The following is a 23,930-nucleotide window of genomic DNA, read 5'->3' as shown; positions in this document are numbered from 1 at the left end:
CGACTCCTAACCGAGTTGGAAGTAGAGCGCAAATCCCAGGGCCACAAAGGCCGCCGATACGATCCAGAAGCGAATGACGACCTTCGTCTCGCTCCAGCCCAGCTTCTCGAAGTGATGATGGATGGGCGCCATGAGGAAGATGCGCCTGCCCGTGAGCTTGAAGCTCATGACCTGCAGCATCACCGAGAGCGCCTCGCAGACGAAGAGGCCGCCCATGATGAGGGAAGTGACCTCGGTCTTGGTGAGCACGGCGAGCGCGGCGAAGGCGGCACCCAAGGCGAGGGAGCCCGTATCCCCCATGAAGATGGAGGCGGGGTAGCAGTTGTGCCAGAGGAAGCCCACGCACGATCCGGCGAGGGCCGCGGCAAAGACGGCAAGGCTGATCTCGTTGTAGCGGAAGGCCACCATGGACATGCCCGCCATGACCACCAGGGTGCACCCCGACGAGAGACCGTCCAGGCCATCCGTCAGGTTGACCGCGTTGGAGAGCCCCGCCATGAGGATGAAGACGAAGAGGAGGTAGATCCAGGGAATGGTGACGGGCGTGCCCGCCACGGTCAGCTTGGTGCTCAAGACGCCCAGGTCGATGGAGAGGCCGCCAGGGAACCTCACCGCGGGCTCGATGCCGCAGGCGTTGACCGCCACCAGGCAGAAGGCCACGGAGATGACAAGGAGGCCCGCCATCTTCTGGGCGGGGGTGAGGCCCAGAGAGCGCTTGTGGGCCACCGACTCGATGTCGTCGAGCAGGCCCAGGGACCCCGTCGCCAGCGTCACCACCACGGCGAGCACCAAGGGGAGGTTCCAGCGCGCCTGGATCAGGCAGGTGAGAAGCACGCCCACCAGCATGACGACACCACCCATGGTGGGGGTGCCCTGCTTCACGAGGTGCTGCTGGGGGCCGTCGGCACGGATCTGCTGCCCCACGCCCTCGTGGCGCATCAGGCGGATGAAAGCGGGCATGAGGATTCCCGTGACCGCCGCGGCAAGGGCGGCGGCAACGAATACCTGGTAGGTTGGATAGCTGGGACTGCCGATCATCGGGCAAGCACCCCCTTGACGAATGCGTCCAGACCGGCGGCCCTCGACGCCTTTACCAGAACGAGGTCGTCCTCACGAAGGACCGGCGCGATGAGCTCGAGCGCCTGCGCGGCGTCTGCGACCCTCTCGAGCTTGTCCTCCGAGAACCCCATGGTGCGTGCCGCCTCCTCCGTGTGGGAGATGTCGCCCTCGCCCACGAGCACCAGTAGGTCCAGCGGCTTTCCTGCGGCGTAGGCCCCCATGTAGCCATGCAGGCGGGCAGACTCGGCCCCAAGCTCGCCCACCTCGCCCAGGACGGCAACCCTGCGGCCCGCACACTCCATTGACTCGAGGACGTCCAGGGCCGCCGCGACCGAGTTGGGGCTGGCGTTGTAGGAGTCGTCGATCATGCGCGGCTTTCCTGGGGCGCTCACCACCTCGAGGCGCATGCGGGTGCGCGGCATGCGCGCGATGGCGGCGGCGGCGGAGGCGCGGTCCGTGCAAAGGCGGTCGGCTATCGCCATGGCAAGCAGGAAGTCCTGTACCACGTGCCTTCCGGGGACGTCCAGGCAGACCTCCTGCGCCCAGCCGTCCGAGAAGGCCAGGGTGAAGTGCGGATGTCCCTGGTCGTCGAGCTCCAGCGAGCGTGAGCTCGCGAGACAGGAGGGGGACGACCCCACGTAGACCACATCCACGCCGGCAGGCCGGGCGAACTCCCCCTCGATGAGCGAGGCGAAGTCGTTGTCGGCGGCGAGGACCAGGCAGGGCCTGGGACGGCCCCGCCCGACGGAATCGCTCGCGACCATGCCCGAGAGGATCTCCGCCTTGGCGCGCGCGATGTTCTCGCGCGAGCCCAGAAGGCCAATGTGGCTCGTTCCCACGTTGGTGATGAGGGCGAGGTCAGGGCGGGCGCAGCGACTCAGACGCTCCAGCTCGCCGGCGTGGTTCATGCCCATCTCGGCCACAACCACCTCGTCGGAGGGCGAGGCAGACAGCAGGGTGAGGGGCAAGCCGATGAGGTTGTTGAAGTTTCCGGCAGTTGCATGCACCCGCCAGCGGGTGGCAAGGCCCGCGGCAAGCATGTCCTTGGTGGTGGTCTTCCCCACGGAGCCCGTCACACCCACCACGACCCACTGGGGGTTGCGTGCCCTCCAGAAGCCGGCGAGAGAGAGCATGAGCTCCTCGGGGTCGGCGTCTGGCGTGACGAGGACGCTGCCGTCAAACGTGCGCGCGGCGGCAAGGACGCCCTCGTCGGGCTCGCGCGTCATGACAACGGCGGCGGCCCCTGACTCGAGGGCCGCTGCGGCGAAGTCGTTGCCGTCCACGCGCACGCCCGGGAAGCAGACGAAGAGGCTTCCTTGCCCCACGCTACGCGAGTCCGTGGACACGCCAGAAAGGGCCTGGCCCTCATCTCCCAGGGCGAGGCGGGCGCCTGTGGCGTCCAGCACGTCCCCTACGGTGCAACTGAGCATATGATCCTCTCCCTCGAGCGTCTAGGAGCTGGGCTGTACGCCCATGTCCGAGAGCGACTCACCCATGATTGTAGAGAAGAGAACGGCAGCCGAGCCGGAGGCGAGGTAGGGCGTGCCATTGAGGCCGACGTAGACGAGGACGCGGGGGCTGTCCGCGGGCGCGAAGCCTATGAGGGACGAGACGAAGCTGTAGGCAAGGTACTTGCCGCTGTCGTCCGCCTGCTCGCCCGTGCCGGTCTTTCCCGCTATGTCATAGCCCTCCACGCGTGCGGACATGGCCGTTCCCTCCTGGACCACCGTGCGCATCATATCCGTGACCTGGTCGGCCGTGTCCTTGGAGATTGCCACGCCAGGACTGGGCCACTCCTGCCTCTCGCCGGCGCTGCTGATGAGGAAGTGCGGGGTCTGGAGCACGCCATCGTTGGCGATGCCGCCCACGGCCTTGACCATCTGCACCAACGGCAGGGCGAGCGACTGGCCGAAGGACATGGAGCCCAGGCTTGCGCCATCGTACTGCTCACGCGACTTAACCAGTCCGGCGACCTCGCCCGGGAAGTCGATGCCCGTGGTCTGCCCTATGCCGAACTTCTGGATGCCGCCCGCGAAGGCGTCGGAGCCGATGACCGACTGGGCCACCAGGGCCGTCCCCGCGTTGGACGAACGGCGCAGGATCTCGCGGGGGTCCATGACCATGGTGAAGTCGCGGCCGTCGTCGTCTCCCACCATGTCGTCTCCCACACGCACCTTGGCGGGGACCGTAAAGGGCGTGTCCGTGCTGATGACCTGGTTCTCTATGCCAATGGACATGGTGAGCAGCTTGAAGATGGAACCGGGCTCGAAGGAGGACGAGACGGGCTTGAGGTCAAGGGCGCCCTCCTCGATAACGGAGGTGTTGGTGATGTCGAAGAGCGGCGTGGAGCAGGCGGCGAGGATCTCGCCTGTGCTGGGGTCAGTCACGATGACGGAGCCGGAGTCCGCCTCGTACTGCTTCACGCCCGCGGCGATGGTCTCTTCTGCAACCTTCTGGATGTCGATGTCCAGGGATATGACGATGTCGCTGCCGTTCTTGGCATCGGTGGTGCGAGAGCGCGCTCCGGCGATGGGCGTGCCGTCCGCGCCCGTCTCGAGCAGCAGGGTGCCGTCGGTGCCGGAGAGGAGCTTGTCATAGTAGAGCTCCAGGCCAGAGAGGCCGTTCCCGTCGGTCCCCACGATGCCCAGCACCTGTCCGCCCACCGAGCCGTAGGGGTATACGCGCTTGGTGTCCCCAAGGTAGTAGACGCCATCCACCTTGGACGCCTCGAGGCGGTTCTTGAGCCTCTCCGCCTTGTCCTCGTCCACCTGGCGGCGGATGTAGGCGAAGGTGGATTCGCGCGTGAGGGGCTCAAGGTAATCGGCGGCCTCCCCGCCCAGCTCCTCAGCCATGATCTTGGCGGCACCGTTGGGATCGTTGACCTCCCGGGGGTTGCAGTAGACGGTCTTGCAGTCCACGCTCATGGCAAGCACGTTGCCGTCGCGATCGAAGATGGTGCCGCGCTTGGCGCGAATGGTCAGGGCGCTGGTGCGCTGTGCCGCAGCGGCGTCGCGCAGGCTCGGCGCGTCTATCAGCTGCAGCCACAGCAGCTTGGCAACGACCGCCACCAACACCACGGCAAGGATGAGCGTCAGGTAGTGGGCGGAATCAGAGAAGCTGCGACCGTCGCCCGGCATGCGGGAACGGCGGCTCATGCGCACGCGGGGGGCCTCGTCGTAGGAGGCCCCCCTCGTAACCCTCCGTGCGGAGGCTCTCTGTTCGTCTCTGCGTCTCACGTCTGAAGAGTCTACGACTCCGCAGGGGCGCCCTCTTCTGCAGGCGCAGACTGCGCAGCATCTGCAGAAGGCTGCCCGCCCTGCGCGGACTCGTCCGCGGACGTGACGGTAATGCTGTCCGTACTGACGGGATAGACCATGCCGTAGAGCTGGGTGGCGATCTGGTCGATGCGTGCCGAGCTCGAGAGGACCGAGCGCTCCATCTGAAGCTCTCCGTTGAGCTTCTGGGCGGCGGTTATGGAGGACTCGAGCCTCCCGTTGCTGCTGAGGCATCCGATGGTTGCGGCAGAGATGGCCACGCGGCAGAGGCCGAGCGCCGCGAAGAGGGCGAACGCCGCCGCGAAGAGGCTCACCCTGCCGAGGAAGAGCCTGGAGACGCCCTGGCGTGCGCGCGCGTCCAGCCCGTCGCCCTCGACGACGGAGAAGGGCGCGGGCCGGTCCTCCTGCCGGGCGCGCTGCTGAGCGCCGTAGTCGAGGCGATATGCCTCGGACCCTGTGTAAGCCATGATGCGCCTCTCCTGTGCGCACGCCTTGCGATACCTTGCTGCGTGCTGCTGCGTTGGTGGTTCGTTTGGGCTGCGTTGTGCGTCGTTGGTGCTGCGTTTGCCATGCACGGGGGCAAGCCCCCGGGATGGGTGTTGCTGGGTTGCCTACGCGCCCGTGACGTCGAGCTTGACCGCCACGCGCATGAGGGCGCTGCGCGACCTTGGGTTTGCCTTGAGCTCCTCGTCGGTCGCAACGAGGGGCCTCCTGTTCCTGACCTCGACTATCGGCACGTGACCACAGGCGCACACCGGCAGGTCCGGCGGGCAGACGCAGCCCTGGGAGAGCTCACTGAAGATGTGCTTGACGATGCGGTCCTCGAGGGAGTGGTAGGAGATGACGCAGATCCTGCCACCCGTGTTCGTCCAGCGCACCGCAGCCCGAAGACCCTGGTCGAGCACCTCGAGCTCATGGTTGACCTCGATGCGCAGCGCCTGGAAGGACTTTCGGGCGGGATGTCCCCCATGCCTCCTTCCCGCTGCGGGAATCGCGGACCTCACGATCTCGGCCAGCTGGAGCGTTGTCTCTACGGGTGCCTTCGCACGGGCCCCCACCAGCTGGTGGGCAATGCGAGAGGCGAACTTCTCGTCTCCGTAGACGCGCAGAATCCGGGCGAGGTCAGCTTCGTTGTAGTGGTTCACGACCTCTGCTGCGGTTAGGGTGTTGTTGCCCGGGTCCATGCGCATGTCAAGTGGGGCGTCCTCGTTGTACGAGAAGCCCCTCTCGGGGATGTCAAGCTGGGGCGAGGAGACGCCGAGGTCGAAGAGGAAGCAGTCCACTCCGGGCACCTCGGCCTCAACGAGCAGCTCGTCAAGGGATCCGAAGTTCCCCTTGAGGAAGAGGTGCTCCGCCCCAGGAAGCTCGCGCTCAAAACGCGTCCGGGCCTCGGCCAGGGCCATGTCGTCCTGGTCTATGCCCAAGGAGAGCCCATCAGGCTGGATCCTCTCGGCCATACGCAGGGTATGGCCAGCCCCGCCGAGGGTGCAGTCGCAGACGACCTCCCCCGGCTGGGGATCGAGCGCCTGGAGCACCTCGTTGATCATCACGGGTACATGCCGATATTCGCTTGTCAAGTCGTCCGCACCCCCTGAGCGCCGCCTAGCCGTTGAACATCAGGCCGTCGAGGTCCTCGTCGAGCTCTTCCATCTCCTGGTCGTAGCGCGACGCGTCCCAGATCTCCAGGTGATCGATGTTGCCCACGATCACGACCTCGCGCGAGATCCCGCACCTCTCGAGGCTTCCGTCCGCCAGCTTGCCCAGGGCAACGCGGCCGGCGGAATCGAGGTCGAGCGTGACGGTCTTCGAGGCGAGCGCGCGGCGCAGCTTGTCGTCCTTCCGGTTGCGGGGGTCAAACCCGTTGGGAAAGAAGCTGGCCACCCACTCCTGGTGGCTCTGGGGAGTGAAGCCGTAGATCGCGCTTCCAACGGGAACGAGGCACAGCTGCTCCTCGAACTGCTTGCGGAAGGACGCGGGAAGAGTGACACGTGACTTGGCATCCAGGTTGTGCCTGTAGCTGCCGGTCAGGTACATCTCCCCTCCCCTCTGCGTTGCGGTAACGTTCCCCATCGAAAGCGTGTGTCCATCATAGGATCTAATGACACACATCGCAACACGACGACACACTTTCTGACACCTAATTGCTTTTTTCTTCGATGCCCGCAGTGTTGTAGGGTCATCGGCACTAGATGTAGTGAGAACAGGTGTTTTGGGCACCAGAGCGCGGCAGCGGCATGGGACCCCGCGAGAGCTAATGTGTGGGAACTGTGTCCAAGACGGGAAGGGCCCCGCCTCGAGAGGCGGAGCCCTGGCACATCGATCGAAGACACGCATGCGAGGGCCTTAGCCCAGACCCGCCCTGGGATGAGCCTGAAGGTAGACCATGCGCAGGTGCGTCCTGTCCACGTGGGTGTACAGCTGCGTCGTGGCGATGTTGGCGTGACCCAGCAGCTCCTGGACGATCCTGAGGTCGGCGCCGCCCTCCAGAAGATGGGTGGCGAAGCTGTGCCTGAGGGTGTGCGGGTGCAGGCCGTCGAGGCCAACCATGTGCCCATAGCGCTCCACCAGGCCATGCACCGCCTGACGCGTGATGCGGCTCCCTCGCGCGCTCAGGAACACCGCTCCGCCCGGACGACCATGAGCGGCAAGGGCGGGGCGCCAGTTCTCGAGGTAGTCCGCCAGTGCGCGCCGAGCACTGCCCAGCACGGGCACCAGACGCTCCTTCGACCCCTTTCCCAGCACCCTCAGCAGCTCTTCCTCCAGATAGATATCCGAGAGCTCGAGCCCACAGAGCTCAGAGACGCGAAGGCCGCAGCCATAGAGCAGCTCCAGCATAGTCTGGTCCCTGTGGAACGCCGCAACGTTGCCAGGATCCAAGCTCCCGTCCTTGCGCGTCTTGGGCAAGGGCTCCACCGCAAAGGGAATCTCCAGAAGCTCGAAGGCCTTCTCGCGCGAGATGACATCGGGCAGCTGGGCGGGCTTCTTGGGCAGCAGCAGCTCAGATGCCGGCTGCACCTCGCTGAGCTGCTCGCTCACCAGAAAGCGATGGAAGCCCCTGATGGAGGAGACCGCCCTCTGGATGGAGGTGGCGGCTCGCCCCCGCCTCTCGAGTGCCGAGAGGTGCGCTTCGATGTCCGCGCGAGCGACCTGATCGCTGTCGGTTATGCCTCGAGCCTCAAGGAAGTCGCAGTAGCGCCTGAGGTCGCGCCCGTAGGAGGCGACCGTGTTCGGGGAGCTGCCCCTCTCCACCGTAAGGTAGGAAAGGTACTCGTCTATGCCGTCGGTGAGGTCCACGCCTAGTCGTCGCGGCCGGCAGGAGCCGAAACCTCAAGGCGCCCGCAGCCCTCGTGATGGGCGATGGAGGCACGGACGAACTCGCGGAAGAGCGGCGCGGGCTTGGTGGGACGGCTCTTGAACTCGGGATGGGCCTGGCTGGCGACGAACCACGGATGCACGTCCTCGGGAAGCTCGACCATCTCCACCAGGCGATCGTCAGGCGAGAGGCCCGAGATGACAAGCCCCGCGTCCTGAAGCTGCCTGCGATAGGCGTTGTTCACCTCGAAGCGATGGCGATGGCGCTCGTAGACGAGCTCCTCCCCATAGGCCTCGCGGGCAAGGGGGCCAAGCACCTTGCAGGGATAGGCGCCCAGGCGCATGGTGCCACCCTTGGCGCTGACGTCTTCCTGGTCTGGCATGAGGTCGATGACGGGAACCTCGCAGCCAGGGGAAAACTCCGTCGAGTTCGCCCCCGCGAGTCCAGCGACGTTGCGGGCGAACTCGCAGACCGCCACCTGCAGGCCCAGGCACACGCCCAGGTAAGGGAGGAGACTCTCTCGGGCAAGGCGTGCCGAGAGGATCTTGCCCTCAACGCCTCGCAGCCCAAAGCCACCCGGCACGAGCACGCCATCCGCGCCGGCAAGCCTCTGGGCGGCACCCTCCTCGTCGAGCTCCTCGCCATCGATAAGCTCTATGTCCACGTTGCGGCCGAAGTAGACGGCCGAGTGGTGCAGGGCCTCGATGATGGAGAGGTAGGCATCGGGCAGCTGGGTGTACTTGCCCACCACCTTGATGCTCACCTTGTCCGCGCGCTCCTGAGCCGCATGCAAGGCGTCTGTGAACGCCTCCCACTCGCTGAGGTCGCAGCCGCGCGCCTCGAGGCCAAGCTTCTCGCACACCCTGAGGTCGAAGCCCTGCTCGGCCAGGTGGGCGGGTACGTCGTAGATGGAGGCGCAGTCGGAGTTCTCGAAGACACTCCGCTCGTCCACGTCGCAGAAGTGGGCGATCTTGGCGCGAATGGAGGCGTCCACCTCATGGTCCGAGCGGCAGACGATGAGGTCCGGCTGTATGCCCATGGAGCGAAGCTCCTTGACGGAGTGCTGGGTGGGCTTGGTCTTGACCTCATGCGCGGCGGCGATGTAGGGAACCAGGCTTACGTGGATGACCAGGGTGTTGCCTGCGCCCCTATCCTTGCGGAACTGCCTGATTGCCTCCACGAACGACTGTCCCTCGATGTCCCCGATGGTGCCGCCCAGCTCTGTGATGACCACGTCCGCCTGGGTCTGCTCCTCGATGCGAGAGAACTGCGCCTTGATGGCGTCCGTGACGTGAGGGATCACCTGCACGGTACCGCCAAGGAAGTCGCCTTGGCGCTCGCGCCTGATGAGGGACTGATAGATGAGGCCCGTGGTGAAGTTTGACTCGCGCGTCAGGTTCTCGTCTATGAAGCGCTCGTAATGGCCCAGGTCGAGGTCGGTCTCCTTGCCATCCTCCGTCACGAAGACCTCGCCGTGCTGAAACGGGCTCATGGTGCCGGGGTCCACGTTGAGGTAGGGGTCCGCCTTCTGCATCATGACCTTGTAGCCACGAGACTTGAGCAGACGACCGAGGGAGGCCGCCGTGATGCCCTTTCCAAGGGAGGAGACCACGCCGCCGGTTACGAATATGTGCTTTGCCATGCCATGAGACCTTCCCGTAAAAAGTGACTGACCAACTTCTACGGGTTTTTATGGTAACCCAGTCCCGCAGGTCAGGGCGGGCTGTGCAAAAATGGCCCGAATGCGCACACGAGCGACACGTCTTGGCATCCGCGCCTAGAAGAGGGTCTCCTGTGCCTCGGCCCGTGCGTCCCGAAGCATCTGGCGGGCGTGCAACTGCGAGGCCTCGCTCGCATCGCCAGACAGCATGCGAGAGATCTCCCTCACGCGCTGGTCTGCCTCAATGGGCACGATCTTTGTCTCGGGCGTGGAGCCGGGGCTCTTGCGGACCAGGTAGTGGCGCTCCCCCACCACGGCGACCTGAGCCAGGTGCGTGACCACGATGACCTGGTGGGTCTGGGAGAGGCGACGCAGGAGCTGGGCCAGCGCGACGGCGGCGGAGCCGCCGACGCCGGCGTCCACCTCGTCGAACACAAGGGTCTGGGTGCCGTCCGCCTGGCCGAGGACGACCTTGCAGGCAAGCATCACGCGGCTCACCTCGCCGCCGGAGGCAATGCGCCTGAGCGGGCGAGCACTGAGGCCTGCCGCAGGGCGGTACATGAGCTCGATGCGGCTGGGGCCAGACGCACCCCACTGGGACCGCTCGAGGCGCTCGAAGGAGAACTCCACGGAGGCGCTGCCCATCTCGAGGAAGGACATCTGCTCGCCTATGGCACGTGCCAGCAGGGGCGCCTGCCTTCGGCGAGCCTCGTCGAGGGCGTCTGCCGCGGCAAGGAGCGACTCCTCGGCCTTACGGAGCTCCTCCTCGGCGGCCCGCACGCGCTTGCCCCCATCGCGAGCTGCAGACACCAGCTCCCGCGCGGCCTCCCTACGCTCGAAGACCTCCTGCATGCGGGGTCCGTAGCTCCGAAGCAGGCCCTGAAGCTGGGACATGCGCTGCTGCATGCGAGCGAGGCCCTCCTCGTCGAGCTCCACCCCGTCCTGGTATCGCCTGAGCTCGCCGGCCACGTCCTCGATGTCTATGAGCGCGCCCTCCAGGCTCGCGGCATAGCCCCCAAGCTTTGGGTCATAGCCGCCTGCATCCTGGAGCTCCCTCACCAGCCGCGAGAGAAGGTCGCACACCCCCTCGTCGCCAGAGAGCGCCTCGCGGGATGACGAGGCTACCCTCAGGAGGTGCTCGGCATGCTCCGCCACGGGAAGAACCTCCTCAAGCTCCTCGTACTCCCCCTCTCGTGGGGACACCTCGTCAATGCGGTTGAGCACGAAGGCCGCCTCGTCCACCTTCTCGTCCGCCAAGCGGCTCATCTCGCGCACGCGCTCGAGTGCGCGAGACGCCTTGCGGGCCGCGTCAAGCGAGCGCGCATAGGCCTCGCGAAGCTCCAGGATCGCGGCGGAAGCCCACGCGTCAAGGAGCTCAACATGCGCCTGCTGCTGAAGCAGGCGCTGGTGCTCATGCTGGCCGCAGAGGTCAATGGAGGCGCCTGGCCCCTCGGCCAGCTCTCTCACCGAGGAGAGGTGGCCGTTCACGTGCACGCGGCCCCTGCCGTCCCCGGCGACGCTGCGGCGAACCACCACGCCATCCCGGTCTTCGTCAGAGAGGAATATCCTGCCTTCCACCGTAAGGCCAAGGGCGCCCTCGCGCACGGACGACGCGTCTGCCCTCTCGCCCATGAGGAGCTTGATGGCCGAGAGGAGCGCGGTCTTTCCGGAGCCCGTCTCCCCCGTGACCACCGTGAGACCGCGGGCGGGCTCCATGCTCGCATCATGGATGAGGGCAAGGTCTTGTACACGCAGCTCGTCGATCATGGGCGCTATTCCCCGTAGAAGACGCGAGATACGCTCTGGTAGAAGCTGCGCGCACTGCGGTCCAGCAGGATAATGTCACCAGGGCCCCTCCTGACCAGCGCGCGAACGCCCTTGTGTCCGTCTGCCAAAGGCTGGCCGTCTGCGAAGAACAGCCGCTCGGCATGGCGTTCCGGGCTGATCTTGAGCTCCACCACGTCCGAGGGGGAGGTGAGGAAGGCGCGGGCGCGAATGGAGTGCGGTGCCACGGGGACGCAGACCATGCCATGGAACTCCGGCGTGACGATGGGGCCACCGGCAGCAAGCGCATACCCCGTTGACCCCGTGGCGGTGGAGATGACGAACCCGTCTCCCCTGAGGCGGTCCACATGGTGCCCGGAGACGTTGACGTCGAACTCGATCATGTCACCGCGCACGCCATGGGTGAGCGAGAGGTCGTTGAGGGCAAAGCTGCGCCGCATCTCGCGGGACCCGTCAGGAAGCTCGACCTCGACCTCGACGTCCAGGGTCGCACGATGGGAGGCGTGCATCTCGCCGGCAAGCGCGGCAGATACCGTCTCGATGAGGTCATGGGGACCTCCGCAGGTAAGAAATCCCAGGTGGCCATAGGAGAGGCCCATCAGGGGTATTTCGCGATAGCCCACGATGCGGGCAGCCCTCAGCAAGGTCCCGTCCCCTCCCAGCGAGACCACCAGATCGATCCCCTCGCAGGAGACGACCTTGCCCGGGAAGAGCTTCTTGTCATGTGCCCATTGGACCTCTACTCCCTCGCCCTCCAGCCACTGGGCGAGGCGGCTTGCGCCATCCACTGCCTCGGGACGCGAATAGTTGGGGACAAGCAGGACCTTCATGAGCACCACTCCTTGGCTGGCGGCAACATGACTACAGTGTATCACGCACACGACATGTGCGTGGCAAAATCAGTACAGGTGTTCTTATCTTGAGACCGCACCATCGCGCACGACGGCGGCAAGGTCAAGCGTGGGCGCATCCTGCGTGGAACCACCCAGAAGAAGAAACTCTCGGTTTCCCTTGTGGCCACGAATGGGGCTGGGACAGCAGGCAAGCGGGGTGAGACCTGCCAAAGCGAAGCTTCCCGAGACCTCCTCGAGCACCCTCAGCTGGACCTCGGGCGAGCTCACCACGCCGCCTGGCCCCACCTCCTCACGCCCTGCCTCGAACTGCGGCTTGACCAGGGTGAGGAAGCGTCCGCCAGGCCTCAGGAGCTCGAGCACCGCGGGCAGCACGGTTGAGACGGACGTGAACGAGACGTCGCAGACGGCCAGGTCGATACAGGCCCTGCGCCCCTGCCCCGGAACGTTCACGATATTGGTGCGCTCGAGGAGAAGGACCCTCTCGTCGTTCCTGAGGGCCCAGTCGAACTGGGCATAGCCCACGTCCACGGCAAGGACGGAGCTTGCGCCGCGCCGCAGGAGGCAGTCGGTGAAGCCTCCGGTGGAGCAGCCCACATCAAGGCAGCTCAAGCCCCTCGCGCTGACTCCAAATGCGTCAAGGCCGCGCTCGAGCTTGAGGCCCCCTCGGCTCACGTAGCCTCCGCGTGCGTCGCGCACGTGGAGAAAGATGCCGGGGATCACCTGCTCGCCCGGGGCGTCGAGACGACGCCCGTCGGTTGAGACGTCACCGGCCATGACCGCGCGCATCGCGCGGTCTCTCGTGGGGAAGAACCCCTGCTGGACGAGCTCCTCGTCCAGGCGGCGGCGCCTGGCCATGAGGCTGCCTAGCCCCTCTGGGGGCCCTTGGCAAGAGCCTCCTCGCCCGCGGGGCTGTCCGCAGGCCCCTCGAGGCTCAGGCGCTCCTCTGGAGTGAGCTCGGTGGTGTCAACCATGTCAACTGCCTTTGAGCCCAGGGCGATGGCCTCGTCGAACAGGTCAAGGGATCGTTCGAGCGAGGTGTCCTTGTCGCGCACGACATCGATTATCTCGTCCAGGCGGTCCGTGATCGCCGAGAAGGTCTTATACGCGCTTGTGTCGGGCTTCGCCATGGGCTAGCCCTCCTCGACGTCTTCCCGAGCCTGCGCGCCGACCTTCAAGCGAGCGTCAGCCACGACGTCGGTTCCTTCCTCGAGCTGGGTGGCAACGCGTCCGAGCAGGCCGTTCACAAAGCGGGAGGACTCGTCGGTGCCATATGCCTTGGCAAGCTCCACGCACTCGTCGATGGAGACGGCAACCGCCACCTCGTCCATCTCGAGCATCTCGTAGATCGCGACGCGCAGCAGGTTCCGGTCCACCGACGGCATGCGTGAGATGCTCCAGTTGGTGGAGCAGGCGGCAATGACGGCATCGAGGTCGGACCTCATGCCGTCCGCACCGCGGGAAAGCTGGATGGCGAAGGGGTCGAGCGGGCCCTCCGAGAGGGAATACTCGCCCTCCAGGACCTCGTCCACGCTGCGCGCGGTCTGCTCCGCCTGGAAGAGGAGCTGAAGGGCCTGGCTGCGAGCGAGGGTACGCCCGTGGAAATGGGTTCTGGACACGCGCGTTACTCCTTGGGAAATACGAGGCTGTCGATGCAGACGTCAACTGACCCCACCGGGATGCCCACCTGCTCGAGCACCGCCGTGGCAACCGCCTCGCGCACGACGGAGGCAAGCCTGGTGAAGGGGTATCCGTAGAACACCGCGAGGTGCACCGTGACCTTGAGCGCGCCGTCCTCGACGGAGGACTCCACCGCCTCGCCCGGGGCGACGCTGCGACTGGTGAACACCGAGACCAGGCTGGAGGCGATGTCATTGCCGCCCACGCGGGCAACGCCCTCGACCTTCTCGGCGGCCATGGTCACGATGGTGGCGAGCACGCCCCTTGAGATGCCGATGCCCGATATGAAGAGCTCCGTTTCGCCCATGATGTTCCTTTCGACGAGATGCGCCAAGAATGCGGGCGCAGCCATGCCGCTGGTCACGAATCCCATTCAGTATAGACGTTGGCGTCGCTCGGATAAGGCCCGAGACGACCGATGGGCGAGAGACAAAAAGGACCCGCGGGATGAGAGCCCCCGCGGGTCCTGTGCGCTCATGCGGAAAGGGGCTATACGCGCGAGACGAACTTGCCGGTGCGCGTATCGACCTTGACGATCTCGCCCTGGTTCAGGTACATGGGCACCTGGATGGTTGCGCCGGTCTCGATGACGGCGGGCTTGGAGCCGCCCTGGACGGTGTCGCCCTTGAAGCCGGGGTCGGTCTCGGTGATCTCGACCTCAATGAACATCGGGGGGTTCACGCCCAAGAGGTCGGTGTCGGCGTAGAGCAGCTGGCAGTTGTCGTTCTCCTTGAGCCACTTGGCGTTGTCGCCGATGAAGTCCTCGGAGACGGGAATCTGCTCGTAGGTGTCGTTGTCCATGAAGTAGTAGGCAGCGCCGTCGTTGTAGAGGTACTGCATCTCACGGGTGATGAGCTGCACGTTCTCGAACTTGGTGCCCGCGTTGCAGGTCTGGTCGATGGTGCGGCCGTTCTGGAGGTCCTTGATCTTGTAGCGGACGAAGGCGCCGCCCTTGCCAGGCTTGACATGCTGGAACTCGACGATGGTGTAGTACTTGCCGTTGATCTTGAGACCCATGCCGTTCTTGAAGTCTGCGGTGCTGATGGTTGCCACTGGCCAACCTCTTTCTTGTACGCGCCCGCTCGCACAGGCGCGGGCATCAGTCATGTGCGCAGGAAGTATAGCGCAGCCGATTCTTGCCGCGGCTTGGCCGAGGCGCGCTCCACATACGGCACAAGCAAGGGCTACCTGCCTGTGACCATGTCCAAAAGACGCTTGAGGCCCAGGCCCACCACATCGAGGAAGCTGAGAGAGCGCTGGAGGCGGTCCTCGGGGACGTAGGCCCTCATCGCTCTCAGGGTTGCCTTGTTGTCCCTGGTCGAGAAGGAGAAGTGCCCGTTCTCCTTGGTGAAGACGGCAAAGCGCGAGATGATCCTCCCGCCAGGCAGGACGGAGGCGGCGACGTAGTCCACCTCGTCCCAGGGAATCTGGATGTAGTCCTCCACGTTCTTTTCGTTGTAGAACTCGAGGGCCTTGTTGCCCAGCATGAGGTCTCCGTAGGTCGCGAGGCCCTGGAAGGACGTTGCCTTGACCGTCAGGTCCACGCTGCTGTTCTGCGACTGAGCCATCTCTTGGTCCCGATTCCCTTTCTTCTCATGTGAGGGCCGCACCTCCCGGCTGGCCGCATGCGTGCTGCCAGCCTATGAGATGCGGCCCTGAAGGTCGAACGACAGCTGCGTGTCCGCAGCTCAGCTTACATGAAGTTGAGGACGCGGCCGATGATGCCCACGGCGAAGAGGGCAATGATGATGACGATCGGCGAGACGTTCTTCTTCAGGAGCTTGCAGCAGAGCAGGGTCAGGCAGACCGCGGCGAGGCCGGGGATCAGCTGATCGAGGTTCTGCTGGAGCGTGGTGATCTTGGTGGCGTCCAGGCCGTTGGCCCCAAGGGCGCTGTACTGAGTGAGAGCAGTCTTGATGCCCTCGGCACCTGCGGGGAGGTTGGCCCAGTCGATGTAGGCGCCGGGCTGCTGCGGGATCTTGGAGACGATCGGGGTGAAGGAGATGGACACCCAGCGCTGGACCAGAGATCCGATGATGAACATGCCCAGGATGGACGAGCCCTCGGTAAGCTTGCCCAGCATGCCGCCGGAGAGGTCGTTGGCGATAGAGGCGCCGGCCTTATAGCCGAACTCCTGCGTGTACCACATGAAGGCGAGGCGGATGGCGTTCCAGACCACGAAGAAGAGGATCGGGCCCATGATGCTGCCGCCCAGGGCAAGGGATGCGCCCAGGGCGCCCAGGATCGGGCGGACGGTGAACCAGAAGACGGGGTCACCAACGCCGGCGAGGGGGCCCATCATGCCGATCTTGACGCCCTGGATGGTGGCGTCGTCGACGGGCTCGCCGTTGGCACGACCCTCCTCGAGCGCCAGGGTGACGCCGATGACGGGAGAAGACACGTAGGGGTGGGTGTTGTAGAACTCCAGGTGACGCTTGAGGGCGGCAACCTGATCATCCTTGTCCTTGTAGAGCGCCTTGATGGCGGGAATCATGGAGTAGCACCAACCGCCGTTCTGCATGCGCTCGTAGTTCCAGGAGCCCTGAAGGAACTGGTGGCGCCAGGCAACCGCCTGACGGTCCTTCTTGGAGAGCTGAACCTTGTTTTCTGCCATTATCTTCACACTCCCTTGAGGCCTAGTAGTTGTTCAGGATGTCGCCGAGCGGGTCGCCCGAGCCACCGTTGCCGCCGCCCTGGGAGGCAAGCTCCTTGAGGCCGAGGTAGATGAGGGCAAGGGAAACGCCGATGACGCCCAGGCCGATGAGGGTGATCTGGCTGATGGCTGCAAAGACGAAGCCCAGCGCGAAGAAGGGCCAGACCTCCTTGGTTGCCATCATGTTGATGACCATGGCGTAACCGACTGCAGCAACCATGCCACCGCCGACGGCCATGCCACCAGCGAGCCATGCGGGCATTGCGTTGAGTGCACCGGTGACTGCCTCGGCAGGGATGACGCAGAGGGCGGCGGCGGGGATGGCGATGCGCAGGCCCTGCATGGCGATGGCAGCCATCTGCCAACGACCGATCGCGCCGAAGTTGGCGTTCTCGGCGGCCCTGTCCATGGCGTGAACCATACCGGTAGAGAGGGTGCGGGCGATCATGCTGAGGAAGAGGCCAGCCACAGACAGGGGGATGGCCAGGGCGATTGCGGTGCTGACGGCCGTGGTGGTGTCAACGTTGCCCTTGGAGAGGGCCAGCGCCATGATGATGGCGGAGGCGGTGGAGGCGAGGGCTGCGTCAGGGGCGACGGCGGCACCGATGTTCGCCCAGCCGAGGGCGATCATCTGCAGGGAGCCACCGAGAAGGATGCCCTCTGCGGGGTGACCGGTGACGATGCCGATGAGCGTGCAGGCGACGAGGGGCTGGTGGAACTGCCACTCGTCCAGGACGCCCTCCATGCCCGCGAAGAACGCGACAATGATGACGAGCAGGATCGTGATTGGCGACATAGTTCCCTCCTTACTTGTTCTGTTCGGCCAGCTTGGTCTTGGCCGTCTTCATCATCGAATCGAAAGCAACGGGCGAGTCGGTCGGCACCTTGCGGATGTCGAAGTTGATGCCCTTCTCCGCGAGCTTCTCGAGGGTCTCGACATCCTCGGGACCCACGGAGATTGCAGCGCAAGCAGTGACCTTGCCCAGGCTGTGTGCCATGGAACCAAGGTTGACCGTCTTGATGTCCACGCCACCCTCAACCGCACGCAACACGTCCTGGGGGTTCTCGAACAGGAGCATCGCCCTGGTGTCACCGAAGCGCGGGTCCTTGGAGACCTCGATCATCTTGCTGATGGGCACGACGTGCACCTTGACTCCTGGAGGAGCAGCCTGGACGATCATGGTCTTGCGCAGGGCGTCGCGCGAGACGTCGTCGGAGACCACGATGATGCGGTCGGGATCGGCCTGCTTGGTCCAGGTGGTGGCCACCTGGCCATGAAGGAGACGGGTGTCTACGCGCACGAACGAGAACTTGATGTGGCCATCGCCCAGGACGGTGCCCTCGGGGATGGTGAAAGCCTTGGCGCTGGCCTCGGCTGCCACGGGACGTGCTTCGGCGGGCTGGAGAGACTCGGGCTTGACCTTCACGCCGTCACGCGCCTCGGAGTAGATCTCCTTGACGACGTCGGCCGTGGTCTCGGCACCCATGCGGGCTCCATATGCCGAGATAAGCATGGGGAGGCTCAGACCGGTTACTGCGGCCCAATCCTCGTGACCCTCCTCCTCGAGGATGCGAGAGACCTGGTTGAAGGGGGTCCCGCCCCACAGGTCCACCAGGAACAGGACGTGCTCCTGGTCTGCGAAGCCACTGACAGCGTCGAGCAGCTTCTTGTGCATGTCGTCAGGACCCATGTCAGGCGTCAGGATCACGGCGGCAACGTCTTGCTGCTGGCCGAAGATCATGCCGCCCGATTCCATGATGCCCTCGGCAAATGCGCCGTGGCTGGCTAGGACAATGCTGACCATCCAACTTCCTCCTTACGTGTTCTTCCACTGTCCACAGAACATCGAATCATGGAGTCTTCTTGGGTTTCCCTTCCCCTCCATGATTCTTACACACAAAAATTAGTATACGCCTGCAGTCGCTTGTGGACAGCCTCCGCCGTCTGCCAAATATTTTGAAATTCGAATTCAGTTTGTATTTACAGGTCAGCGCGGTACTTACGAACGAAAATCCACAAATCCGTTTAGAGAATTTGTGTTGACATCATCGAATAATGCGCTCCTCACTCCCGTGAAACAGGGGTTTAGGCATTTCTCCGTGCATAAAAGCTAGGGCAGGAGGCCCGCCGACTGATGCATATCGGTGGTCAGATGTGCCCTCGGCTGGCGAAAAAAGACTTCGAACGCAGTTTTGCCCACCTGTGGGCGCCTTGCAGTGGGCGAATGCGCACCTCTCGGCCCACAGCGCCGCAGAACCGCGCGTTGACCCACCCGTAGGCGCGAGCGCAGTGGGCGAACGCGCCACTTCCCGCCTCCAGCCGCCAAAAGTCGCGCGTTGACCCACCGAATCCGGCGCCTGCGGTGGGCGAACACGTCGTTTCCCGCCGATGGAAAAGAAAGTCGCGCGTTGACCCACCCGTGAGACAAAACGGAGAGCAGGTCGCCTGGGGATGAGACGCGAGAGGGGCGGGGCGGCCGTACTGGCCCTCCCCGCCCCTCTCATCACGCGTATCCACCCCGTCTAGCCGACCACACGCAGCTCGTGGCTCGACTCCGTGAAGGGCAGGTAGCCCTCCTCGCCGATCACCCCGAAGTCCTCCAGGCGGATGCCGAACTTCCCCGGCAGGTAGATGCCAGGCTCTATGGTCACCACCGAACCTGCGGGAACGGGCCTGTCGTAGCTCCTGCCAAAATTGGGACGCTCGTGTATCTCCAGTCCCACACCATGGCCCAGCCCGTGCTGGAAGTACTCCCCATAGCCGGCGTCGGAGATGACCTTGACGGCAAGATTGTGGATGTCGCTTCCGATGCATCCGGGACGCACCGCCGCGGCACAGCGCTCGTGGGCCTCGCGCACGATGTCATACACCCTGCGCTGCTCATTGCTCGGCTGGCCCACGCACACGGTGCGAGTCATGTCCGAATGGTAGTCGTGATAGGCGGCGCCGTAGTCCATGACGATGAGGTCGCCCTCCCTGACCACGTAGGGACCAGGCTGCGCGTGGGGGTTGGCCCCGTTGGGACCCGCCGCGATGATGGTGTCGAATGACAGGCCGTCCGCGCCATGGCCGAGCATGTAGTTCTCGAGCTCTACGCGAATCTCCTGCTCGGTCTGGCCGGCATGGATGAAGCCGCAGATATGCTCGAAGGCGGCGTCCGTAATGGACTGGGCATGGCGCATGAGCTCGATCTCCTCGTCGTCCTTCACCATGCGTAAGTCGGCGATGTCCTCGTGCATGCGCGGCGTGAGGCAGGCGATGGAGACGCTGTCGCAGGCGGCGTTAAAGGCGTCAAAGAAGGAGAGGGTGCAGCTGTCCTCGACGGCGACCACGCGGCAGCGCTCCTGGAGAACCCTCTCGGCCGCCCAGCCGGCGGGACTGACGAGGTCCATGTCCATGGCCCAGGGGCCATCTGCGCCAAGGCGCTCCTGGAAGCTGTTGTAATAGCGCGAGTCCGTGTGGAAGCAGAGCTTTTCCGCCGTCACGAAGGCCGTGTGGGCAGGCTCGTCATCGAAGCAGCGCTCCGCGCCCGTGAGCCAGCGCAGGTCGGGGTTGTTGCGCAGGATGACGGCGTCATAGCCCCTTTCTTCCATCAGCCCTCTCAGGCGGGCGACGCGCCCCATCGTGGCCTTTGCATCTGCCATCTTCTCTTCCTTTCTAGACTGCTACGCGGACTCGCGGGAGCCGCACCAGGCCTGGACATGCTCGAGCAGGAGGTCATCGTCGACGGAGGAGAGGCGCACGCGGCCCAGGACCTGGGGCAGCGCCAAAAGGAAGCGCCTGGTGCGCAGGAAGCGCTCCTCCTTGAGCTCGCGCACCACGTCCTCCGCGGCAGGTGCGCTCCTCAGCGCGGGCAGGCCCAGGCGCTCGAGGAGGTCGTCCTGGGCAAAGACATCGTCCACGGGAAGCTTGCCCTCGCCAGCCGAGATGCGCGCGGAGAAGCGAAGCCCCTCCGCAAGCAGGGTCGAGGGGCTCTCGTCCACAAGGCGGGCAAGCGCACGCGCCAGCTCGCTGCCGTAGGAGATGGACTGGCGCACGGCAAGGGCGGTGGAAGAGACGATGTGCCCACGCGACTTCAGCGTGTCAAGCGCCTGTTCCGCCAGGGCGTCCTCATCCCCTTCGGCAATCTGGATGCTCCTGTCCCAGAGGCGCGAGAAGGCCTGCTCGGACTCGGCCATGGCCGTAGACACCATGAGCGCAAGGGCCAGCCTGGTGGGCTCAGCCCCAACCGAGAGCTCCATATGGTCAAGGTCGCAGAGGAGGTAGCGACAGCAGGCCTTGGCGGTGAGCATCTCGCCGTGAGAGGCGAGGTCTATGCCGCGGGGGGTGGGCGCAACCTCGAGCATGGCGTCGAGGTCACGAGGGACGCAGGCCAGGGCCACTCCCCCGCACCAGCTGGCGCAGGCGGAGACGGCCGCGCAGAGCATGTCCACGTCGCCCATGGCGACCACGAGGTCATCCGAGGTGATGCGCGCGCCATCAAGCCTCTCAAGGAGCATGACCTGGCAGGAGAGCTGGCGCGCGGGTGCCTGCCCGGGGAGGTCGATGCGATCCACAAGGAAGCCCGCGGAGGTGAGCTCGCGGCGCATGAGCTCGACCTGCCCCTCGTCAGACCCCTCCCCCACCAGCAGGGCACAGGCCTGGGGGCGGCCCACGGCCGTGCGCAGGATGGCCGCCGCCTGGCCCATGACGCCATGTCCCAGGCGCACGTCGCATGAGCCACCGGGGATGGAGACCCACTGGCGCTGCACGCTGGGGACGACAGCCGCCGTGGGTTCCTGCCGGACGGATTGCCCGGCCAGCTCACCCGGCTTCGCGGAAAGCTCTTCCTCGCTCATAGCAGACCCTTCTCCCAGAGCAGCTGGGCAGCCTCGGTGCACACCTGCTCGAACGTCTTGTCCCTGATGTCCAGCCTGAGGTCGGCCTCCCTGAGGTAGAGGGGCCTCCTGATGTCATACAGCCTCTGCGCGTCGCTCTCGCAGACGAAGTCCGGTCTGAGCTCTGGGTGCTGAATCTGGCGCAGGGAGTCCTCGAAGCTGCCGTCCAGAAAGACGACGCGGCCCATCTGATGCATGAGCTCGCAGGCCTCGGGGCCCTCCACGATGCCGCCGCCACAGCTCACGAGCAGAGACTTGCGCCCCTTGAGCCTGCGCAGCGCCTCGGCCTCGTAGCCCCTGAACCGGCTTTCCCCGTCCTCGGCGAAGATGTCGCACACGCTCTTTCCACGCGCGCGCTCCACGAGGCGGTCGGTGTCCACGAAAGAGCGATGGAAGAGATTGCCGAGGTTGCGCGCCAAGGTGGACTTTCCCGCACCGAGAAAGCCTACGAAGAAGATATGGTCGCAGCCCTCGTGGACCACGTAGCCCCGTGCCGGCTCAGACATTGGTGGAACCCCGCGCTCATAGTAGTTGTTCACAGGGGATTCTATCATCCGGCCATGCCGGCAAGGGGTGCGCGGCTACTCTCCCTCAAAGCTCCTATCGCCCACAATGAGGCGCTCGAGCCTGCGGAGGATGAGGGTGTACCAGAGGTCGCTTGCCGACTGCGGCCTCACCAGCACCGTGCGGACGCCGGCAAGCGTCCCGGAGACGACGTCGGTGTAGACCTGGTCGCCTACCATCACGGCCTCGTCGGGACGCAGACCACGCAGCCTGAGGGCGCGGGTGAGGGCAAGGGGAAGGGGCTTCAGCGCGAAGGCTATGGCGTCGCAGCCCAGCTCGCGGGCGGACGCGCGCACCTGGTCGGCATGGATGTTGTTCGAGACCATGCAGAGGTCTATCCCCGCCTCCCTCACGCGAGAGAACCACGCGGCCACCTTGGGGGGGATGATTCCGGTGTCGCGGGGGACGCAGGTGTTGTCGCGGTCGAAGAGCACACAGCGCACGCCCTGGGCACGCAGCTCGTCCACATCGATGAGGTCTATGGACGCAAGGTAGCGGTCGGCGTCGAAAATCCCCATCAGTTGCCGCCCTGGGCATCCGCTATGGCCTGCTGATGCTGCTCGTAGGTCTCGGAGAACTTGTGGTCTCTGCTCGTGATCCAGAAGTAGTAGTAGCCGGTGTCCGCGGGCCTCAACGCCGCCTGGATGGAGTCGAGGCTGGGGGCGCAGATGGGCGTGGGCGTCAGACCCTTGTAGAGGTAGGTGTTGTAGGGGCTGTCGGTGTCGAGGTCGTTGGCGTTCACCTCTCCGCCCGTCACATATCCCATGGCGGCATCGCTTTGCAGGAACATGTCGTCCCTGAGGCGGTTGTACATGACCGAGGAGATGTTGTAGCGGTCCTCGTTGGTCAGCGCCTCGCGCTCGATGATGGAGGCCATCTTGAGGATGTCGTAGCCGCTCATGCTCACGCCGTACTTCTCCTTGAGAGCAGCGAGGTACGAGCTCGTGTCCAGGGAGGCAACCTCCGCCTTGTACTGGTCAAGCATGGCGCGGATGACTACGTCGGCCGTGAGCTCGCCCGACGTGAACGCATAGGTCTTGGGAAAGAGGAAGCCCTCGAGGGAGTCGTTCTGCGCGTCCGCCAGGAAGGGGTAGTCGGCCGCATAGTTGGATGCCTTCGCCTGCGCGAGGAACTCCTCGGCGGAGATGTGCAGGGACGCCTCGACCAGGGCTGCCGTCTTGCTCACCGTGAGGCCTTCGGCCACGGCAAGCTTTCCGCTGGTGGAGTTTGGCCCGCTCACCAGCTGTCGCACCAGCTCCCTGAGATTGCCGCCGGTCATGAGGTCGTAGGCCCCTGGCTTGATGGAGGCCTCGGCGCCCTGGGACTTGACCTCGGCCAGGAAGTCCTTGACGTCAGAGATGACGCCGCTGTCCGACAAGATCTTGGCAACCTCCGTGCTGCCAGAGCCCTCGGGGATGGCCACGGTGACGATCTGCCCGGGGGCAACCTGGCTCTGTCCGCCGGAACCCCTCATGAAGTGCTTGCAGGCGAACACGCCGCCCGCAAGCAGGAGGAGCGCAAGGAGCGCGGCGAGAAAAACCGCGGGGCCACGGCGGGGGCCATGCGCACGCGTCCCGCCAGCCCCCCGACCGTGCATGCGCGCGTTGACCCGGCGCGTGACGCTGGCGGCCTTTGACGAGCTCGCGTGCGTGCGCACGCCGGCGCCCACTCCCAACCTGCCAGGAGCAGGCGCGGCGGAACGCCGGGCAGGCACGCCTCCGCCTGCTCCGTGAGCCGAAGGATCGGGCCTGTGGTAGTGAGCCGCCCGCTTGCGGGGGTTGTCAGCCATGCAGAATCCTACTCTCCTTTGGCGTCGAGCCAAGACTGCAGAAAGAGCGAGGCAGCGACCATGTCGACCCTGCCTCGCATGGAGCGTTCGTTGTAGCCCTCCTCACGGAGGATACGCTTGGCCTCCTGGGAGCTGAGGCGCTCGTCGGCAAACTCCAGAGGAAGGCCGCATGACTGGGCGATCTGCTGCGCCTGGGCCATGACCTTCCTGGCCTGGGGGCCATCCTCCCCCGCCATGGTCCTCGGCCTGCCGCAGAGCAGGAGCTCGGGCTCATAGTCCTCGAGGACCATGCGGAAGCTCCGGGCATGGGCAAGGACCTCCTGCGCGGGAAGCACCTTCACGGGAGAGGCGATGCTGCCAGACATGTCGCTGGCAGCGATGCCTATCCGCGCATCACCTATGTCAAGGGCAAGGACGCGCACG

The 23,930-nt window shown here is 65.2% G+C and carries 25 protein-coding genes; all 25 read right to left on the bottom strand.

Going from position 1 to position 23,930, the window contains the following annotated elements; all coding sequences use genetic code 11:
• Positions 1-6 precede the first annotated feature (6 nt).
• The 25 genes from mraY to ruvX all read right to left on the bottom strand — a co-directional run bounded on the left by mraY (position 7) and on the right by ruvX (position 23,929).
• Positions 7-1,038 carry a phospho-N-acetylmuramoyl-pentapeptide-transferase gene (gene mraY / locus CZ375_RS02625; RefSeq protein WP_077597761.1) on the bottom strand — a complete coding sequence of 344 codons (1,032 nt, stop codon included), beginning with the start codon at positions 1,036-1,038 and terminating at the stop codon, positions 7-9.
• Positions 1,035-2,489: a UDP-N-acetylmuramoyl-tripeptide--D-alanyl-D-alanine ligase gene (locus tag CZ375_RS02620; RefSeq protein WP_077597760.1), complete on the bottom strand. Its 1,455-nt coding sequence runs from the start codon at positions 2,487-2,489 to the stop codon at positions 1,035-1,037. The genes mraY and CZ375_RS02620 overlap by 4 nt, the downstream gene beginning before the upstream one ends.
• A 21-nt stretch (positions 2,490-2,510) precedes the next feature.
• On the bottom strand, positions 2,511-4,214 hold the full coding sequence (locus tag CZ375_RS02615; RefSeq protein ID WP_234966824.1) for a peptidoglycan D,D-transpeptidase FtsI family protein: 1,704 nt from the start codon (positions 4,212-4,214) through the stop codon (positions 2,511-2,513).
• Between the two features lie 92 nt (positions 4,215-4,306).
• Positions 4,307-4,801, bottom strand: coding sequence for an FtsB/FtsL family cell division protein (locus tag CZ375_RS02610; RefSeq protein ID WP_077597759.1), 495 nt, complete (start codon positions 4,799-4,801; stop codon positions 4,307-4,309).
• A 144-nt stretch (positions 4,802-4,945) separates the two neighbouring features.
• A complete protein-coding gene (rsmH, locus tag CZ375_RS02605) occupies positions 4,946-5,911 on the bottom strand; it encodes a 16S rRNA (cytosine(1402)-N(4))-methyltransferase RsmH (RefSeq protein ID WP_077597758.1) in 966 nt (321 codons plus the stop codon).
• Positions 5,912-5,936: 25 nt separating this feature from the next.
• Positions 5,937-6,368 carry a division/cell wall cluster transcriptional repressor MraZ gene (locus CZ375_RS02600; protein ID WP_077597757.1) on the bottom strand — a complete coding sequence of 144 codons (432 nt, stop codon included), beginning with the start codon at positions 6,366-6,368 and terminating at the stop codon, positions 5,937-5,939.
• A gap of 309 nt (positions 6,369-6,677) precedes the next feature.
• Positions 6,678-7,628 carry a tyrosine recombinase XerC gene (locus CZ375_RS02595; RefSeq protein WP_077597756.1) on the bottom strand — a complete coding sequence of 317 codons (951 nt, stop codon included), beginning with the start codon at positions 7,626-7,628 and terminating at the stop codon, positions 6,678-6,680.
• Between the two features lie 2 nt (positions 7,629-7,630).
• Positions 7,631-9,289 carry a CTP synthase gene (locus CZ375_RS02590; protein WP_077597755.1) on the bottom strand — a complete coding sequence of 553 codons (1,659 nt, stop codon included), beginning with the start codon at positions 9,287-9,289 and terminating at the stop codon, positions 7,631-7,633.
• Positions 9,290-9,424: 135 nt separating this feature from the next.
• Positions 9,425-11,074 (bottom strand): DNA repair protein RecN, encoded by a 1,650-nt coding sequence (locus CZ375_RS02585; protein ID WP_077597754.1) that lies wholly within the window; start codon positions 11,072-11,074, stop codon positions 9,425-9,427.
• A 5-nt stretch (positions 11,075-11,079) separates the two neighbouring features.
• Positions 11,080-11,922 (bottom strand): NAD(+)/NADH kinase, encoded by an 843-nt coding sequence (locus tag CZ375_RS02580; RefSeq protein ID WP_077597753.1) that lies wholly within the window; start codon positions 11,920-11,922, stop codon positions 11,080-11,082.
• Positions 11,923-12,006: 84 nt separating this feature from the next.
• A complete protein-coding gene (locus CZ375_RS02575) occupies positions 12,007-12,801 on the bottom strand; it encodes a TlyA family RNA methyltransferase (protein ID WP_077597752.1) in 795 nt (264 codons plus the stop codon).
• Between the two features lie 8 nt (positions 12,802-12,809).
• Positions 12,810-13,073: an exodeoxyribonuclease VII small subunit gene (locus CZ375_RS02570; protein WP_077597751.1), complete on the bottom strand. Its 264-nt coding sequence runs from the start codon at positions 13,071-13,073 to the stop codon at positions 12,810-12,812.
• Positions 13,074-13,076: 3 nt separating this feature from the next.
• Positions 13,077-13,562, bottom strand: a complete 486-nt coding sequence (nusB, locus tag CZ375_RS02565; RefSeq protein WP_077597750.1) for a transcription antitermination factor NusB — start codon at positions 13,560-13,562, stop codon at positions 13,077-13,079.
• A gap of 5 nt (positions 13,563-13,567) precedes the next feature.
• Positions 13,568-13,930 (bottom strand): Asp23/Gls24 family envelope stress response protein, encoded by a 363-nt coding sequence (locus CZ375_RS02560; RefSeq protein ID WP_077597749.1) that lies wholly within the window; start codon positions 13,928-13,930, stop codon positions 13,568-13,570.
• A 182-nt stretch (positions 13,931-14,112) separates the two neighbouring features.
• A complete protein-coding gene (gene efp / locus CZ375_RS02555) occupies positions 14,113-14,676 on the bottom strand; it encodes an elongation factor P (RefSeq protein ID WP_077597748.1) in 564 nt (187 codons plus the stop codon).
• 131 nt (positions 14,677-14,807) lie between these two features.
• A complete protein-coding gene (locus CZ375_RS02550; RefSeq protein WP_077597747.1) occupies positions 14,808-15,191 on the bottom strand; it encodes a DUF956 family protein in 384 nt (127 codons plus the stop codon).
• A gap of 125 nt (positions 15,192-15,316) precedes the next feature.
• Complete coding sequence (locus tag CZ375_RS02545; RefSeq protein ID WP_077597746.1) at positions 15,317-16,237, bottom strand: PTS system mannose/fructose/sorbose family transporter subunit IID; 921 nt, start codon at positions 16,235-16,237, stop codon at positions 15,317-15,319.
• A 22-nt stretch (positions 16,238-16,259) separates the two neighbouring features.
• Positions 16,260-17,072: a PTS mannose/fructose/sorbose transporter subunit IIC gene (locus CZ375_RS02540; RefSeq protein WP_077597745.1), complete on the bottom strand. Its 813-nt coding sequence runs from the start codon at positions 17,070-17,072 to the stop codon at positions 16,260-16,262.
• 10 nt (positions 17,073-17,082) lie between these two features.
• Positions 17,083-18,081 (bottom strand): PTS sugar transporter subunit IIB, encoded by a 999-nt coding sequence (locus tag CZ375_RS02535; protein ID WP_077597744.1) that lies wholly within the window; start codon positions 18,079-18,081, stop codon positions 17,083-17,085.
• A 718-nt stretch (positions 18,082-18,799) separates the two neighbouring features.
• Complete coding sequence (locus CZ375_RS02530) at positions 18,800-19,921, bottom strand: M24 family metallopeptidase (RefSeq protein WP_077597743.1); 1,122 nt, start codon at positions 19,919-19,921, stop codon at positions 18,800-18,802.
• 21 nt (positions 19,922-19,942) lie between these two features.
• A complete protein-coding gene (locus CZ375_RS02525; protein ID WP_234966817.1) occupies positions 19,943-21,115 on the bottom strand; it encodes a 3-dehydroquinate synthase in 1,173 nt (390 codons plus the stop codon).
• Entirely contained in the window at positions 21,112-21,660 is a 549-nt protein-coding gene (locus CZ375_RS02520; protein WP_077598730.1) for a shikimate kinase, read from the bottom strand. Before CZ375_RS02520 ends, CZ375_RS02525 begins: the two co-directional genes overlap by 4 nt.
• A gap of 75 nt (positions 21,661-21,735) precedes the next feature.
• Complete coding sequence (locus CZ375_RS02515) at positions 21,736-22,236, bottom strand: YqeG family HAD IIIA-type phosphatase (RefSeq protein WP_077597742.1); 501 nt, start codon at positions 22,234-22,236, stop codon at positions 21,736-21,738.
• Positions 22,236-23,507: an endolytic transglycosylase MltG gene (mltG, locus tag CZ375_RS02510; RefSeq protein ID WP_077597741.1), complete on the bottom strand. Its 1,272-nt coding sequence runs from the start codon at positions 23,505-23,507 to the stop codon at positions 22,236-22,238. The genes CZ375_RS02515 and mltG overlap by 1 nt, the downstream gene beginning before the upstream one ends.
• An 8-nt stretch (positions 23,508-23,515) precedes the next feature.
• Positions 23,516-23,929: a Holliday junction resolvase RuvX gene (ruvX, locus tag CZ375_RS02505; RefSeq protein WP_077597740.1), complete on the bottom strand. Its 414-nt coding sequence runs from the start codon at positions 23,927-23,929 to the stop codon at positions 23,516-23,518.
• Between the last annotated feature and the right edge of the window lies 1 nt (position 23,930).

It is taken from the genome of Olsenella urininfantis (assembly GCF_900155635.1).
Lineage (GTDB): Bacteria > Actinomycetota > Coriobacteriia > Coriobacteriales > Atopobiaceae > Olsenella_G > Olsenella_G urininfantis.
Note: the sequence above shows the minus strand (reverse complement) of the source record. Positions and strands in the feature narration are given on the sequence as shown.